Genomic DNA, 15,324 nt, shown 5'->3' with positions numbered 1-15,324 from the left:
TCCAACTTGATTAAACCGCCCGTATAGTGACGTCACATCAGCACCGCACCAGTCATGCGCTTCCGAGGTATCTGAGGGATAAGGAATCGGATCACCATGTCCTTGTTCACCGAGCTGGCCCACCAGTACATCGACGGCGAGTGGAGGCCCGGGAGCGGCTCCTGGGACATCATCGACTTCAATCCGTTCAACGGGGAGAAGCTCGCGTCGATCCCGGTCGCCACGGCGGCCGAGGTGGACCAGGCGTATCGCGCTGCCGAGCGTGCGCAGGTGGCATGGGGCGAGAGCAATCCGTACGCCCGTCGGGCGGTCTTCGAGAACGCGCTGCGCATCATCGAGGAGCGCGAGGCGGAGATCACCGAGGCGATCATCGCCGAGCTGGGCGGCACCCACATCAAGGCCGGCTTCGAGCTGCACCTGGCGAAGGAGTTCCTGCGCGAGGCGATCCAGCTCGCGCTGCGGCCGGAGGGCCGGATCCTCCCCTCGCCGGTCGACGGCAAGGAGAACCGGGTCTACCGGCTGCCGGTGGGCGTGGTCGGGGTCATCAGCCCGTTCAACTTCCCCTTCCTCCTCTCGATCAAGTCCGTCGCGCCGTCGCTGGCGCTCGGCAACGCGGTCGTCCTCAAGCCCCACCAGAACACCCCGATCTGCGGCGGCTCGCTGGTCGGCAAGGTCTTCGAGGACGCGGGCCTGCCGCCCGGGCTGCTGAACGTGGTCATCACCGACATCGCGGAGATCGGCGACGCGCTGATCGAGCACCCGGTGCCGAAGGCGATCTCCTTCACCGGCTCCGACAAGGTCGGGCAGCACGTCGCGACCGTCTGCGCGGCCAACTTCAAGCGCGCGATCCTGGAACTGGGCGGCAACAGCGCGCTGATCGTGCTGGACGACGCCGACGTGGACTACGCCGTCGACGCAGCCGTCTTCAGCCGCTTCGTCCACCAGGGCCAGGTGTGCATGGCGGCGAACCGGGTGCTGGTCTCGCGTAGCGTCGAGCAGGAGTTCACGGAGAAGTTCGTGGCCAAGGTGCGGACGCTGAAGGTGGGCGACCCGGCCGACCCCACCACCCACATCGGCCCCCTGATCAACTCCCGCCAGGCCGACGCCGTCACCTCGCTGGTGGACCAGACGCTCGCGGCCGGCGCGACGGCGCTGCTGCACGGCGGCTCGGAGGGCAACCTCGTCGAGCCGTCCGTGCTCACGGGCATCGCGACGGACTCCCCGGTGCTCGGGCAGGAGATCTTCGGGCCGGTGGCGTTGATCGTGCCGTTCGACGGGGACGACGACGCGGTGCGGATCGCCAACGACACTCCGTACGGGCTGAGCGGTGCGGTGCACACCGCGGACATCGAGCGCGGGGTCGCCCTGGCGAAGCGGATCAACACCGGCATGATCCACATCAATGACTCCACCGTGCACGACGAGCCGATCGTGCCGTTCGGAGGGGAGAAGCACTCCGGCAGCGGTCGTCTGAACGGCGAGTCGATGATCGAGGCGTTCACCACGCAGAAGTGGATCTCGGTGCAGCACGGCCGGTCGCGGTTCCCCTTCTGACCCGAGGGGTCCGCGTGAACCGCGGGACGTGTCACTGGAGCGTGTCCAGGCGTCCATTAGGTCAGGAACTGGCCTAACCGATTCGTAGCGTTTGCGGAGTCGCAGCGGGGGCGAAAGCCTCGTCCTTGACGCGACTGCTCATCTGTCACGTTCGGAAGGCGGACACCATGGTCACCCACGTTCCCGCGGAAGCCCACGGAGACGAGCGCGGTGCGCTCCTCGGCTTTGTGGAGGCGCAGCGCGGTGCGTTGCGGCGTTCGGTCATCGGGCTGAGCGAGGAGCAGGCCGCGAGTCGGCCGAGTGCGAGCGAGTTGTCCCTGTCCGGGTTGGTGAAGCACGCCGCCGGCGCCGAAGTGGGCTGGCTGCGCCTCGCCCAGCAGCGCGGGGACGAGCACCGGCCCACCCACGACACGTGGCGCGACAGCTTCCGGCTGGTCGGGGACGAGACCGTGCCCGGCGTGCTCGCCTTCTGGGACGGGGTCGCCGCGGAGACCGCGGAGTTCATCGCGTCGGTGCCGAGCCTGGACGACACCTTCCCGTTGCCCGACGAGCCCTGGTTCCCCAAGGAGGGCAGGGTCTCCATGCGGTGGTTCCTGCTGCACCTGATCGAGGAGCTGGGGCGGCACGCCGGCCACGCCGACGTCATCCGGGAGTCGCTGGACGGGAAGGTCGCCTTCGACCTGGTGGCGCTGGAGCACGAGGAGGGCGCGGGGCGCGCGGAGGGTTCCGCGGCGGCGTAAGGCCGTGTCGTGCGAACAGTGGGGCGGACGGGGGGAGACCCGTCCGCCCCACTGTTCGTACGCACCCGAAGGCACTCGCAGGCATCGCGCACACGGGCGCCCGCACCCGCAGGCGCCCGGTCCGCCCCCGTCCGCCGCTACTCCGTCAGCTCGGCGAGCCTCGTCAGCACGTCCTGCGCGCCCGCCCGCTCCTCGTCGGTCAGCGGGACCCCCGCCGCCCGCGCCAGCAGTTCCTCCGCCAGCCCCGCCTCGCCCTGCCGCTGCGCGACGTCGCCCCGCAGCACCAGCAGCCGCAGCAGCTGCACCGGGGTGGGTCCGGCCTCCGTGCCCCCTTCGCCGTCGGCCCGCTCCAAGGCCCGGTCGATGATCCGCGCGGCGCCCGGCAGGTCCTCCTTGGAGTCCGCGTACAGCTCCGCCTGGTGCAGCGCCCGCGCGTACCGCTCCTTGGGTGTGGGGGAGTGGTGCTGGTCCTCGCTGATCTGCTGTCCGATGCGCAGCGAGTTCCCGGTCGGGTCGGTGACCAGGAACTGGCGCACGCCGTAGCTCATGTCCTTCAGCGGCCCGATGCGGGGCAGTCCCCGGCTCGGGATCCTGCCGTACGCCGCCTTCAGCCCGGCCCGGAAGGCGGTGTGCAGCGCGTCCACGTCGTCCGTGAGGACGTAGCAGCCGGAGTACGAGGACGCCGGATCGTACTCCTTGAGTCCGTAGAACTGGAGCTCGACGTCGCCGCGCTCCACGACGGCGTACGCGTACGGCTTGTCCTGGCGGAAGGTCGTGGTGAATCCGAGGGCGGTGTAGAACTCGACCACCGTGGGGAGGAGCGTCGACTGACACGGGAGCAGCGGAATCGTCTTCTCGGCCATAGACTGACCCTAGTCAAAATTGAATAGATTAGTCAAAGTTGAAGAGTCTCTTGAGGTAGGGGGCTCGGGGAGAGGTGTCCGGTCATGTCAGCGATCCGCTTGCTGGTTCTCGGGGCGGTGCGTCAGCACGGGCGCGCCCACGGCTATCAAGTCCGCAACGACCTGGAGTACTGGGGCGCCCACGAGTGGTCCAACGCCAAGCCCGGGTCGATCTATCACGCGCTCAAGCAGATGGCGAAGCAGGGGCTGCTGATCGCCCACGAGGTCGCGCCGTCGACGGCCGGCGGCCCGCCCCGTACGGAGTACGAGGTCACCGACGAGGGCGCCGCCGAGTTCTTCCGGCTGCTGCGCGAGGCGCTGGTCGACTGGGGGGACCAGAAGCAGGAGTCCCTCACCGCGGCCCTGGGCTTCATCGTCGATCTGGACCGCGCCGAGGCCGTGGCTCTGTTGCGCAAGCGCATCGAGGCGATGGAGGGCTGGCGGTCCTCGGTGGTGGAGTACTACGACCCCGCCCAGGGGCCAGGCCAGTTCGGGCACATCGGCGAGATCATGAACTTCTGGCTGGCCTCCGCCGACTTCGGCAAGGAGTGGACCCTCGGCTTGATCGAGCGCATCGAGGCCGGCGCGTACAGCTTCAAGGGTGAGGGCGAGCCCTTCGTCGGCGTGCTCGGTGACGACGACGAGAACCCCTACGCGACGGGCGTGCCGCACGCCGGCGACGACGAGTAGCGGGGCCCCTGCGTCGATCGGCTGCCCCGGGAAGCCTTCTATTCAAGTTTGACTAGACCCTTTCTGGGTGGCTACGGTGTGCGCCGCTGGTCAAGTTTGACTACTGGCCCTGGTGTGGCCCCCGCGGCCTGCCGGAAGGAAGGACGGACCAATGACTGACGACGTGATCACCGTCGAGGGAGTGCGCAAGCGGTACGGGGACAAGCAGGCGCTCGACGGCCTGGACCTCGCGGTCGCCCGCGGCACCGTCCACGCCGTCCTCGGCCCCAACGGCGCCGGCAAGACCACCGCCGTCCGCATCATGGGCACCCTGTTGCGGCACGACGCGGGCATCGTGCGCGTCGCGGGCCACGACGTGCGGCGCGAAGTCGACGCCGTACGTCGCAAGATCGGCCTGCTCGGCCAATATGCCGCGCTGGACGAAGAGTTGGGCGGCCGGCAGAACCTGGAGATGTTCGGCCGCCTCCACCACCTCGGCGCGCGCCGGGCCGGAGCGCGCGCGGACGAGCTGCTGGCGCGGTTCGGCCTCGCCGACACCGGCTCCCGACCGGTCAAGAAGTACAGCGGCGGCATGCGCCGCCGGCTCGACCTGGCCGCGTCCCTGATCACCGACCCGGACGTGCTGTTCCTGGACGAGCCCACCACCGGGCTCGACCCGCGCGGCCGCGCCGAGGTGTGGGAAGCGGTCCGTTCCCTGGTCGGCGGCGGTACGACCGTCCTGCTGACCACCCAGTACCTGGAGGAGGCCGATCAACTCGCCGACCGGATCAGCGTCGTCGACGCCGGCCGCGTGATCGCCGAGGGCACCGCCGACGAACTCAAGGCCGAGCTCGGCGGCGACCGCATCGACGTCGTCCTGCGCGACGCCGCCGACCTGACCGCCCTCGCGGCCCTGCTGCCCTTCGGCGCCGACCTGACCCTCGACGAGGACCGCCGGCTGCTGAGCGCGCCCGTCCACGACCGGATGGCCGCGCTCACCGACGTCGTACGGGCCCTGCAAGGGGCGTCGCTCGACGCCGAGGACGTCACCGTCCGCCGCCCCACCCTCGACGAGGTGTTCCTGCACCTCACCAAGGAGGCCACCGCATGACGTCGATGTTCCTGACCGACTCCTGGACCATGACCAGGCGCGAACTCGCCCGCTGGGCCCGGATGCCGTGGCAGGTCGTGATCGCCGTCGCCTTCCCGGTCATGATGCTCTTCGTCTTCGCCTACCTCATGGGCGGCGGACGGGGCGTCCAGGGGGACTACCTGACGTATCTGATGCCCGGGATCCTCGCCCTGACGGTCGCCTTCGGGCTGGAATCGACGATGACGAGCGTGACGCAGGACCTCAACAAGGGCGTCATCGACCGGTTCCGCTCGCTCCCGATGGCGGACTCCGCGGTCCTGGTCGGCCGCAGCCTCGCCGACATGCTGGAGTCGACGGTGTCACTGCTGCTCCTGACCGGCATCGGGTTCGCGCTCGGCTGGAGTTGGGACGGCGGCGCGCCCGCGTTCGTCGCCGGCTTCGGGCTGCTCCTGCTGATGCGCTTCGCGATGCTGTGGATCGGCATCCACCTGGCGATGGTGGCCGGGCGCCCGGAGCTGATCCAGGCGGTCCAGATCCTCGTCTGGCCCGTCAGCTTCCTGTCCACCGCGTTCGCCTCGCCCGACTCGATGCCCGGCTGGCTCGGCGCGGTCGTCGAGTGGAACCCGCTCTCCGCGACGGCGAACGCCGTACGGGACCTGGGCGGGCTGCCCGTGGGCGGCTCCTGGCCCGCGGACCACGCGGTGCTGCTCGCGGTCCTCTGGCCGCTGGTGCTGCTGGCGGCCTTCTTCCCGCTGGCCGTCGGCCGGTTCCGCGGTCTCAGCCGGTAGCCGGCCGGCGCGGGGCCGTGTCCGGAAGGTCCCGCGCGCGTCGCTGTGCGGGTGGACGGAGGCGCCGTTTCCCTGCGAGAGCGTTGGTCTCTGCGGACCGTGGGCGGTTCTCGCGCAGTTACTCGCGCCCCTGGACATCTGCGCCGTAGCTCTGCGGGAGCGTCGGTCTCCACCAGCCCGGTGGTGGGCTGTTCGCGCAGTATCCCCGCGCCCCTGAAAACCCCACGCCCTGCGGGCGTGCGGGCTCAGGGCCGTGCCTACGCCCGCAAGGCGAGGCAATGAGGAGCGCTGGAGTCCCCCATGCCCTCCGGGCATAGGTGGGGGTGCCCCCACGCCCCCTGGGCACAGGGGGCGGAACTGCACGAACAGCCCACCCCCGGGCCGCACCGACCAATGCGCCCGCAGAGCTACGGCGGCTCCGTCCCCGCGCACAGGGGAGCGCGCGGGGCTTTGCGGACACGGCCCGGCCCCTGGATACGCTGGAACCGTTCGGATCCCCCGACCGAGGGATCCGCGTGGTCGGGGGATACGGGGAGCCGAGGCGATGGAAGAGCTGGTGGGAGCGGTCGTACGGGCCGCGGGGTGGGTCGGGCGCGGGGCGGTCGAACTCATCGATTGGCTGGACCTGTTCGAGGGCGACGAGAAGGACGAGCCCCGCAAGCGGCGCGCCCGCAAGCCCCAACGCCGGCTCACCGAGGAGGAAGTGCGGGCGGCCGAGCAGGAGCACGGCGTCACCTTCCCCGCCGAATACCGCGCGTACCTGCTCCACCCCCTCCCGCCGGGCCCGGTCAACGCGCTGGAGCGCACCGACGGCCGCTGGCGCTGGGACGACGCCGACAAGACCGCGTACGGGCTGCTGGGCGTCGACTTCCCGCACCCCGGGGCCGGGGCGGCCGAGCGCAGTCCGAGCACCGGCGCCGTGGTGCTCAGGGACGAGGGCTACGGACTGGCGACGCTGCTGGTGGTCACCGGCGCGGCACGGGGCACGATGTGGCTCGACGCCCGGGGGATCGGCGGCGCGCTCCTCCCGCTGGAGCGGGACGGCGGACCCGTCGGGTTCGAGCGGTGGTTGAAGGAACTGGTGGCGGCACACGACGGCACGGGCAACGGCGACGGCCCCGACGGCCCCGACGGCCCCGACGACCGGGACGACCGGGACGACCGGGACGACCGGGACGACCGGGACGACCGGGACGGCCGGGACGACCGGGACGGCCGGGACGAGCGCCGGGCGCCCTGACCCGTACCCCTGACCCGCCCCCGTACTCAGAACCCCGTCGCTCAGTGGTGGAACGCCGTCGCCTTCGCCGCGTCGCTCGTCAGCGGGCCGGACTGGCGCCGTAGCTCCGGCAGCAGCCGGTCCAGGTCCTCCGTCAGCAGCTCCGCCAGGTCCGCCGAGAAGCCGTTGCGGCACACCAGCCGCAGCACGGCCAGGTCCTCGCGGTTCTTCGGGAAGGTGTACGCGGGCACCAGCCAGCCCTGCTCCCGCAGCCGCCGCGACACGTCGAAGACGTCGAACGCGCGCACCCCGGGCGCCGTCGTCACCGCGAACACCGGAAGCTCGTTCCCGTGCGTCAACAGCCGGAAGTCGTCGTACTCCCCGAACCTCCGTGCCAGCCCCTTCGCGATGTCCCGCGCCGACTGCTGCACCGCCCGGTAGCCCTCCCGGCCCAGCCGCAGGAAGGTGTAGTACTGCGCGACGACCTGGGCCCCCGGCCGGGAGAAGTTCAGCGCGAACGTCGGCATGTCGCCGCCCAGGTAGTTCACCCGGAAGACCAGCTCCTCCGGCAGCGCGTCGGTCGTGCGCCACAGCGCCCACCCGACGCCCGGGTACACCAGCCCGTACTTGTGCCCCGAGGTGTTGATCGACGCGACGCGGGGCAGCCGGAAGTCCCACACCAGGTCCTCGTCCAGGAACGGCGCGACCATCGCGCCCGACGCGCCGTCGACGTGCACCGGGACGTCCAGCCCGGTGCGTTCCTGGAGCGCGTCCAGCGCCGCGCACACCTCGGCGACCGGCTCGTACGACCCGTCGAAGGTGGAGCCGAGCACGGCGACGACCCCGATGGTGTTCTCGTCGCACAGGTCGGCAGCGGCCTGCGGATCGAGGTGGAAGCGGTCGCCCTCCATGGGCACCAGCCGCGGTTCCACTTCCCAGAAGTTGCAGAACTTGTCCCAGCAGACCTGCACGTTGATGCCCATGACGAGGTTGGGGCGGGCGGTGGACGGATAGCGGTCGGCGTTCCGCTTGGCCCAGCGGCGCTTGAGCGCCATGCCGGCCAGCATGCACGCCTCGCTGGACCCGGTGGTCGAACAGCCCACCGCGGCGGCCGGGTCCGGCGCGTGCCACAGGTCCGCGAGCATCGCCACGCAGCGCCGCTCCAACTCGGCCGTGCGGGGGTACTCGTCCTTGTCGATCACGTTCTTGTCGCGGCACTCGCCCATCAGGACGCCCGCCTGGGGCTCCATCCAGGTGGTGACGAAGGTGGCGAGGTTCAGCCGGGAGTTGCCGTCGAGCAGCAGTTCGTCGTGGACGAGTTGGTACGCGGTCATCGGCGGCAGCGGCCCGTCCGGCAGCCGGTGGGTCGGCGGCGCCTCCTGCATTCCGCTGACCGGGTCGGCCTCCCCGTAGAACGGGTTCATGGCCAGCCTGCGCACCTCGCGGGCGTGCCGGTCGTCGTGGCCCTCGGGGGCCTCGCCCTTGTGGAGTGGCATCCGCCGTCGCCGCCTTCCGCGTCCGTGCCGGGGCCGGAGGCCGGGCCTGGCGCCGTGTGCCCAGGCTCGTACGGGCCGGGGCGCCCCGCAACGCGAGCGCGGCGCACGCGGAGCGGCGCACGGGGGCGGCCGGCTTCGTACCAGTGCCGTCACAGCGCGCCCGGCGGTGGCCGCAAGAACCGGGCACCGCGCCGATGCGTTGATAGCTTTGGGAGACGGCCGGTCGAGCGCACCGCCCCTTCGACCGCGGGCCGTTCGCCTCCGTCCGTTCCCACCTCTCACAGGAGCCCGGACCTCGTGACTACCCTTGCGCTCGGACCGAGCTGGCTCGACCCGGACCATCTGATCGGCACCTTCGGCCTGATCGGCGTCCTGGTCATCGTCTTCGCCGAGTCCGGCCTGCTCATCGGCTTCTTCCTGCCGGGTGACTCGCTGCTCTTCACCACCGGCCTGCTGGTGACCAGCGGCAAGCTGGACACCCTGCCCCTGTGGGCGGTGTGCGCGCTGATCGTCGTTGCGGCGATCGCGGGCGACCAGGTCGGCTACCTCTTCGGGCGCAAGGTCGGTCCCGCGCTGTTCAAGAAGCCGGACTCGCGGTTCTTCAAGCAGGAGAACGTGGAGAAGGCGCACGTCTTCTTCGAGAAGTACGGGCCCAAGTCGCTGGTGCTGGCGCGCTTCGTGCCCATCGTGCGGACGTTCACCCCGATCATCGCCGGGGTCAGCCGGATGAACTACCGCTCGTTCATCACGTACAACATCGTCGGCGGCGTGCTGTGGGGCGCGGGCGTCACCCTGCTGGGCGCGGCCCTCGGGAACGTGGAGTTCGTCCACGAGAACATCGAGGCGATCCTGATCCTGATCGTGCTGATCTCGGTGCTGCCGATCGTGATCGAGCTGCTGCGGGCCCGTTCGCAGGCGAAGAAGCAGCAGGGCCGGCCGGGCGGCGGCGACGGGCCTGGCGCGGCGCTCCAGGGCGAAGGGCTCCAGGGCGGGGGAGCGGCGCCTGCGCAGTTCGACGCCGGGCCCGCGGCCGAAGGGCAGGACCCGCGCGGGCGGCACGCCAAGCGCTGAGCCGTGCGGATGTGACGTACGTCTGTGGCGTTCGTGTGTGACGTACGGGCGTGACGTACGCGCCAGGAGCCGCGTCCCGGGTGGGGCGCGGCTCCTGCGCTCTCCGGTTCGCCCGGGTGCGTCAGAAGCCGCGGGTGCGCTTCGCCGCCTTGCGGCGCAGCGCCGGCCCCGGCAGCCCGCCCACCACCGGCGGCACCCGCAGGAACAGCCGGGACAGCTCGCTCCCCAGGTTCACCCCGATCGCGATCGCCAGCGCCAGCGCCGCCGCCTTCGACAGCGAGGCGAGACCGGCGTTCAGCTCGCCCCGGGAGATCGACAGCAGCGCGAAGTACGTGGCGCTACCGGGCAGCAGCGGGCCGATCGCGGCCGTGATGTACGGCAGCGCCGACGCGTGCTGCGCCCGCGCCAGCATCTGCCCGAACAGGCCCACCAGACCCGCCGCCACCGCGGTCGCCGCGACCGCCGGGACGTTCGCGGTGAGCGCCAGCGCCCCGTACACCGACCAGCCGATGCCGCCGTTCAAGGTGACCAGCAGCACCGTTTCCCGGTCCTGCTGGAGCAGCACGGCGAAGCAGAGCGAGAGCCCCATCGCCGCCAGTAGCTGCACCTCGGGCCGCTCCACGGTGTGCAGCGCGGTCTCCGGCGTCAGCGCGGCGCCCAGCGCGATCCCCAGGTAGAGCACGCTGAGCACGCCGGTGACGATCCCGACGACCAGATAGCCCACTTCCAGCAGCCGGGCCGCCGCGGTGATGTAGAAGCCGGTGAGGCCGTCCTGCACGCCGGCGACCAGCGCCCGCCCGGGGATCAGCGCGAACAGCCCACCGGTGATGACCGCGGAGGCGCGGACGTCCAGCGGGGAGAGCGACAGCGCCACGCCCATGGCCGCGGGCGGCATCGCCGCCGCCACGAACTGGTAGAACTCCGGCAGCCCGCGCCCGGCGCACAGCCACGCCAGCCGGTCGCCCGCCATCGCCCCGATCGCCGCCGCCAGGAACACCAGGTAGTCGCCGCCGACCAGTACGGACGCGGAGCCGGCGAGCAGCCCGCCGGCGACGGTCAGCGCCCAGGTGGGGAAGGGGTGCCGGTTGCGGCGGATCTCCGCGAGCCTGCGGTACGCCTCCTCCAGCGTGATCTCGGTCTCCGGCGAGCTGATGTCGTGGACCAGCCGGAAGACCGCGGCCAGTCGGGTGTAGTCGGTGCCCCGGCGGCGTACGGTCCGGTTCGCCGTCACCGGGTCGTCCACCAGGGACGGCTGGTACGTGATGGACAGCAGCGTGAAGGTGACCGTCGGCTCGCAGCGGTCCAGGCCGTACGAGCGGGAGATCGCGAACATCGCCGCCTCGACGTCCTCGGCGCCCTCGCCGCCGGCGAGCAGCAGCTCGCCGATCCGGAGGGTCAGGTCCAGCACGCGCGGCACGGCCGGGCCGGTGTCGTCGTGCCGCTGCACCACCTCCGGCACGGGCCGCTCGCCGACCGGCATGCGCAGCATGGTGCGCATCCGGTCCTGCCAGGGCGCGTCCTTGGTCAGCTTGATCTGCGGCAGGCCCTCGGCGGGCGTGAAGGCGGTGGGCGAATCGCGGAAGCGGTACGTCGACGGCCGGGCGAAGGCGGAGCCCTCGCTCTCCGGCTGGGCCGGCTCGGCGACGCCGTCGGGGACGGCGAACTCCGACGTCGACTGGTCCTCGTCGACGGCCTCGGGCGGTGCGACGCCGTCGGGGACGGCGAACTCGGAGGAGGGGTGCTCGTCCGCGGGGACGTCGGGGCGCGGGGCGGGGGAGCGCGTCGGGTACCCGCCGCGCGCCTCGTCGGAGCGGGGCTTCGCGTCCTGCGGTTCGCCCTGCGGTCGCGGCTCGTCCCGGGACCCGTCCCGTGGCTCGTGCTGCGGTACGGACCCCTCGGAGTCCGCTCCTGGCTCCTCCGCCACCATCTCCTGCTCGCTCCCCTGCCGTCTTGTTGTCGGTGTCCCATCAGATCGGTGACTCGATCAGTATGTGCGGCGACGCGCACCCGTACGACTTCGTGCTCGCGCTCGCCCGTACGACTTCGTGCTCGCGCCTGCCCGCCGGTTCGTGCTCGCGCCTGCCCCGCCGGCGCCCGCGGAACACCTCCGGCAGGAGGAACCGGCCGGGAACGCACTGCGGGCGGGGCACCCCGTGGGTGCCCCGCCCGCAGAACGGCGTAAAGGCTCAGTGGCCGCCGTGCGCCTCGAAGCGCTTGTAGGACGCCTCGATCTCGGCCTCCGCGTCGGTGCGGCCGACCCAGTCGGCGCCCTCGACGGACTTCCCGGGCTCCAGGTCCTTGTAGACCTCGAAGAAGTGCTGGATCTCCAGGCGGTCGAACTCCGAGACGTGGTGGATGTCGCGGAGGTGCTCGACGCGCGGGTCCGAGGCCGGGACGCAGAGCAGCTTGTCGTCGCCGCCCGCCTCGTCCGTCATCCGGAACATGCCGATGGCGCGGCACTTGATCAGGCAGCCGGGGAAGGTCGGCTCGTCCAGGATGACCAGGGCGTCCAGCGGGTCGCCGTCCTCGCCCAGGGTGTTCTCGACGAAGCCGTAGTCGGCCGGGTAGCTGGTCGAGGTGAAGAGTCGACGGTCCAGACGGATCCGACCCGTCTCGTGGTCCACCTCGTACTTGTTCCGCGAACCCTTCGGGATCTCGATGGTGACGTCGAACTCCACGGGTGGCTCCTCCAAGATCAACACATTTGGCAGGTACGTCAGGGTGATGCTGTGCCCAACTGTGCCCATCCGGGGGTACTCATACCTCCGGACCCCGGACGGTGGGCAATCGCCACCGATCGGGGTGCCATGCTCGCGGCAAGACGCAGTTCTGGTGATTAAGTGTCCCTCACGCACGTGTGTGATCGCGAAAGGGGCTGGTGCCGGGTGCGACGACTCGGAACCTGGCAGCTCACGGCGGGTGCCGCCGTCCTGGGTCTGGCCCTCGCGGGCGGCGCCGTCAGCGCGGCCGGCCCGTGGGACTCCGGCCAGCGCACCGCTGAGCGAACCTGGGCTGCGGAGGCCGCCCGGGGCCCCGACGGCACCCGGCGCGGCGGCGTCGACGAGGGGCCCGCACCGGCGCCGAGCGCCCCCGCAGTGCTCTCCGCGCTGGGTACGGCGCCGGACGACGCGGCCGGCCGTGGCGAGGTCGGCGGCGGCGCGACCGACACCCTCGCCCGCGGACTCGACCCGCTGCTGCGCGCCCCCGGCCTCGGCAAGGTGCGCGCCGCGTCCGTGGTGGACGTCGCCACCGGGCGGGAGCTGTACGGCGCGGAGGCGACCCGGGCAGTTCCCCCCGCCTCCACCGTCAAGATCGCCACCGCGGCGGCGGCGCTCTCCGCGCTCGGCCCGTACCACCGCGTCCCCACCACCGTCGTCGCGTCGAAGGACGCCCGCACCCTCACCCTCGTCGGCGGCGGGGACGCCACCCTCGACCGCGCCCGACTGGGCACCCTCGCCGACCGCACCGCGTCCGACCTGCGCTCCCGCAAGGTCACCTCGGTGCGCCTGGGCTACGACACCTCCCGCTACCGCGGCCCCGACCTCCACCCCATCGGTGTGAACGGCAACCTCGCCAAGGTCACTCCGCTCATGGTCGACCAGGGCCGGGTCGACCCCGCGTCCACCGGGTCCGCCGAACGCGTCGCGGACCCCGCGGGCGAGGCGGCGGGCGCGTTCGCCGCGCTGCTGCGGGACAGGGGCGTACGGGTCGAGGGCGCGCCGGCGCACGGGAGCCCGCCCGCCGGCGCGAAGGCGCTCTCCACGGTGCTGTCCGCGCCGCTGTCCGCCGTCGTCGAGCGCATGCTGACCAACAGCGACAACGACATCGCGGAGTCGCTGGCCCGGCACACCGCGGTCGCCCTGGGCGAGGAGGCGAGCTTCGCGGGCGCGGGGCGGGCGGTGCAGAAGCAACTCACCGTGCTGAAGGTCCCGTTGGCCGGGGCGCACTTCGCGGACGGCAGCGGGCTGGACCGTGCGGGCCGGGTCACCGCGCGCCTGCTCACGTCCCTCCTCGCGCGCGCCGCGGAGCCCTCCCACCCCGGCCTGCGCCCGGTCCTCACCGGCCTCCCGGTCGCCGGCTTCACCGGCACGCTGGAGTCCCGCTACCGGGAGGCGGCGTCCCCCGCGACGGGCCTCGTCCGCGCGAAGACGGGCACGCTGACCGGCGTGAACGCCCTCTCGGGCACGGCGGTCACCCCCACCGGCCGCGTCCTGGCTTTCGCCTTCCTGGCATCGGACACCGCGTCCCCCGCGGACGCGCAACGCGCCCTGGACGCCCTGGCGACGTCCTTGACGACGTAGCTGCGGCTGCGACCACCCGCCGTACCCCCGCGGGAGCGTTTTGGTCTCCACCGGCCGGTGGAGGGTTGCTCGCGCAGTTCCCCGCGCCCCTGGAACCCCCGCTTCGTCTGCGGACCGTGGGTGGTTGTTCGTGCAGTTCCTCTCCCAGCGTCCCAAAGGCCCGCACCCGCGCTGCTTCCCCTGCGCGAGCCGGCGACTGCGGGCAACCCAGGGGCGCGGGGAACTGCGCGAACAACCACCCACCGGCCGGTGGAGACCAAACGCTCCCGCGCCGGCACGGCGAGTGCGTCCCCAGCGCGCACCCCCTCCGCGGGGGACCACGTACCGTTGACGCATGACGAGCATCGGTGGAGCCGAGATGGTCGACTGGAACCTCGCCGTCGCGACCGCGACCCGCTTCGTGCGGCCCGGCCCCGACGTGAGCAAGGACGAGGCCCGCGCGGTCGTCGCCGAGCTGCGGCGGCACGCCAAGGCGTCGGAGGAGCACGTCCGGGGCTTCACCCGGATGATCCCCGACGGGCACGAACCCGAGGACACCCCCGTCCTCGTCGTGGACCGCGCCGGCTGGATCAGGGCGAACGTCGCCGGCTTCCGCCAACTGCTCAAGCCGCTGTTGGAGAAGATGCAGGACCGCCGCCCCGGCGGCCCCACCGGCGCCGTCCTCGGCGCCGTCGGCGGCAAGGTGACCGGCGTCGAGCTGGGCATGCTGCTCTCGTTCCTCGCCTCGCGCGTGCTCGGCCAGTACGAGACCTTCGCCCCGCCCACCCGCGACCTGCCCGCCGGCAACGGCGGCGGACGCCTGCTGCTCGTCGCGCCCAACATCGTCCACGTCGAGCGGGAGCTGGACGTCGCCCCGCACGACTTCCGCCTCTGGGTCAGCCTCCACGAGGAGACCCACCGCACCCAGTTCACCGGCGTGCCCTGGCTCCGGGACCACCTGGAGGGCGAGATCCAGTCGTTCCTCGACCAGACCGAGGTCGACCCGATGACCGTGCTGGAGCGGCTGCGCGAGGCCGCCCAGTCGCTGTCCGGGGCCCGCCCCGAGGGCGAGGCGAACGAGAGCGGAAACTCCCTCGTCGAGCTGGTGCAGACGCCCGCGCAGCGCGAGATCCTGGGCCGGCTCACCGCGGTGATGTCCCTCCTGGAGGGCCACGCGGACTTCGTCATGGACGGCGTCGGCCCCGCCGTCGTGCCGTCGGTCGCCGAGATCCGGGAGAAGTTCCAGCAGCGCCGGGCCCGCGGCGCGAGCAGACTGGACCTGGCGCTGCGCAAGCTGCTGGGCCTCGACGCCAAGCTGCGGCAGTACCGGGACGGCGAGCGGTTCGTGCGCGCCGTCGTCGAGGAGGTCGGCATGGACGGCTTCAACCGCGTCTGGACGTCCCCGAACACCCTCCCCACCAAGGCGGAGATCGCCAAACCGGCGGACTGGGTGGCGCGGGTGCACCGCCGGGCGGAACCGTGAGCGCACACGGCACGCCGCGGGGGGCGTAC

At 72.1% G+C, this 15,324-nt stretch carries 13 protein-coding genes; 9 read left to right on the top strand and 4 right to left on the bottom strand.

The window, feature by feature from the left end; translation table 11 throughout:
* Positions 1-96 precede the first annotated feature (96 nt).
* Both ACH4E8_RS33075 and ACH4E8_RS33070 read left to right on the top strand, forming a co-directional pair.
* A complete protein-coding gene (locus tag ACH4E8_RS33075) occupies positions 97-1,554 on the top strand; it encodes an aldehyde dehydrogenase family protein (RefSeq protein WP_398455236.1) in 1,458 nt (485 codons plus the stop codon).
* Between the two features lie 167 nt (positions 1,555-1,721).
* A complete protein-coding gene (locus ACH4E8_RS33070; protein WP_398455235.1) occupies positions 1,722-2,294 on the top strand; it encodes a DinB family protein in 573 nt (190 codons plus the stop codon).
* A 137-nt stretch (positions 2,295-2,431) separates the two neighbouring features.
* Here the strand turns inward: ACH4E8_RS33070 and ACH4E8_RS33065 are convergent, their stop codons facing one another.
* Entirely contained in the window at positions 2,432-3,157 is a 726-nt protein-coding gene (locus ACH4E8_RS33065; protein ID WP_398455233.1) for a bleomycin resistance protein, read from the bottom strand.
* Positions 3,158-3,241: 84 nt separating this feature from the next.
* Here ACH4E8_RS33065 and ACH4E8_RS33060 point away from each other — a divergent pair, with 84 nt between their 5' ends.
* The 4 genes from ACH4E8_RS33060 to ACH4E8_RS33045 all read left to right on the top strand — a co-directional run bounded on the left by ACH4E8_RS33060 (position 3,242) and on the right by ACH4E8_RS33045 (position 6,986).
* On the top strand, positions 3,242-3,886 hold the full coding sequence (locus ACH4E8_RS33060; protein WP_398455232.1) for a PadR family transcriptional regulator: 645 nt from the start codon (positions 3,242-3,244) through the stop codon (positions 3,884-3,886).
* 151 nt (positions 3,887-4,037) lie between these two features.
* Positions 4,038-4,976 (top strand): ATP-binding cassette domain-containing protein, encoded by a 939-nt coding sequence (locus tag ACH4E8_RS33055; RefSeq protein WP_398455231.1) that lies wholly within the window; start codon positions 4,038-4,040, stop codon positions 4,974-4,976.
* Positions 4,973-5,746 carry an ABC transporter permease gene (locus ACH4E8_RS33050; RefSeq protein ID WP_398455230.1) on the top strand — a complete coding sequence of 258 codons (774 nt, stop codon included), beginning with the start codon at positions 4,973-4,975 and terminating at the stop codon, positions 5,744-5,746. Before ACH4E8_RS33055 ends, ACH4E8_RS33050 begins: the two co-directional genes overlap by 4 nt.
* Before the next feature lie 544 nt (positions 5,747-6,290).
* On the top strand, positions 6,291-6,986 hold the full coding sequence (locus ACH4E8_RS33045; protein WP_398455229.1) for an SMI1/KNR4 family protein: 696 nt from the start codon (positions 6,291-6,293) through the stop codon (positions 6,984-6,986).
* A gap of 41 nt (positions 6,987-7,027) precedes the next feature.
* On the opposite strand, the gene ACH4E8_RS33040 is transcribed toward ACH4E8_RS33045, so the two are convergent.
* Positions 7,028-8,461 (bottom strand): glutamate decarboxylase, encoded by a 1,434-nt coding sequence (locus ACH4E8_RS33040; RefSeq protein ID WP_398455228.1) that lies wholly within the window; start codon positions 8,459-8,461, stop codon positions 7,028-7,030.
* A gap of 297 nt (positions 8,462-8,758) precedes the next feature.
* Between ACH4E8_RS33040 and ACH4E8_RS33035 the strand changes: the two genes are divergently transcribed.
* Entirely contained in the window at positions 8,759-9,532 is a 774-nt protein-coding gene (locus ACH4E8_RS33035) for a DedA family protein (RefSeq protein ID WP_398455226.1), read from the top strand.
* A gap of 121 nt (positions 9,533-9,653) precedes the next feature.
* Here the strand turns inward: ACH4E8_RS33035 and ACH4E8_RS33030 are convergent, their stop codons facing one another.
* Entirely contained in the window at positions 9,654-11,459 is a 1,806-nt protein-coding gene (locus ACH4E8_RS33030) for a threonine/serine exporter family protein (RefSeq protein ID WP_398455225.1), read from the bottom strand.
* A gap of 259 nt (positions 11,460-11,718) precedes the next feature.
* Positions 11,719-12,210, bottom strand: coding sequence for an inorganic diphosphatase (locus ACH4E8_RS33025; RefSeq protein ID WP_030361059.1), 492 nt, complete (start codon positions 12,208-12,210; stop codon positions 11,719-11,721).
* Positions 12,211-12,417: 207 nt separating this feature from the next.
* Between ACH4E8_RS33025 and dacB the strand changes: the two genes are divergently transcribed.
* A complete protein-coding gene (gene dacB, locus ACH4E8_RS33020) occupies positions 12,418-13,833 on the top strand; it encodes a D-alanyl-D-alanine carboxypeptidase/D-alanyl-D-alanine-endopeptidase (RefSeq protein WP_398455224.1) in 1,416 nt (471 codons plus the stop codon).
* A 334-nt stretch (positions 13,834-14,167) separates the two neighbouring features.
* Entirely contained in the window at positions 14,168-15,295 is a 1,128-nt protein-coding gene (locus ACH4E8_RS33015) for a zinc-dependent metalloprotease (protein WP_398455223.1), read from the top strand.
* Positions 15,296-15,324: the final 29 nt, after the last annotated feature.

It is taken from the genome of Streptomyces sp. NPDC017979 (assembly GCF_044328175.1).
Taxonomy (GTDB): domain Bacteria; phylum Actinomycetota; class Actinomycetes; order Streptomycetales; family Streptomycetaceae; genus Streptomyces.
The sequence above is the reverse complement of the archived record's forward strand: the minus strand, read 5'-3'. Positions and strand labels throughout refer to the sequence as shown.

Excerpts from the sequence above, each read along its gene's own strand:
- ACH4E8_RS33075 (WP_398455236.1), top strand. The coding sequence starts at position 97 with ATGTCCTTGTTCACCGAGCTGGCCCACCAGTACATCGACGGCGAGTGG.
- ACH4E8_RS33070 (WP_398455235.1), top strand. The coding sequence starts at position 1,722 with ATGGTCACCCACGTTCCCGCGGAAGCCCACGGAGACGAGCGCGGTGCG.
- ACH4E8_RS33065 (WP_398455233.1), bottom strand. The coding sequence starts at position 3,157 with ATGGCCGAGAAGACGATTCCGCTGCTCCCGTGTCAGTCGACGCTCCTC.
- ACH4E8_RS33060 (WP_398455232.1), top strand. The coding sequence starts at position 3,242 with ATGTCAGCGATCCGCTTGCTGGTTCTCGGGGCGGTGCGTCAGCACGGG.
- ACH4E8_RS33055 (WP_398455231.1), top strand. The coding sequence starts at position 4,038 with ATGACTGACGACGTGATCACCGTCGAGGGAGTGCGCAAGCGGTACGGG.
- ACH4E8_RS33050 (WP_398455230.1), top strand. The coding sequence starts at position 4,973 with ATGACGTCGATGTTCCTGACCGACTCCTGGACCATGACCAGGCGCGAA.
- ACH4E8_RS33045 (WP_398455229.1), top strand. The coding sequence starts at position 6,291 with ATGGAAGAGCTGGTGGGAGCGGTCGTACGGGCCGCGGGGTGGGTCGGG.
- ACH4E8_RS33040 (WP_398455228.1), bottom strand. The coding sequence starts at position 8,461 with ATGCCACTCCACAAGGGCGAGGCCCCCGAGGGCCACGACGACCGGCAC.
- ACH4E8_RS33030 (WP_398455225.1), bottom strand. The coding sequence starts at position 11,459 with ATGGTGGCGGAGGAGCCAGGAGCGGACTCCGAGGGGTCCGTACCGCAG.
- ACH4E8_RS33015 (WP_398455223.1), top strand. The coding sequence starts at position 14,168 with ATGACGAGCATCGGTGGAGCCGAGATGGTCGACTGGAACCTCGCCGTC.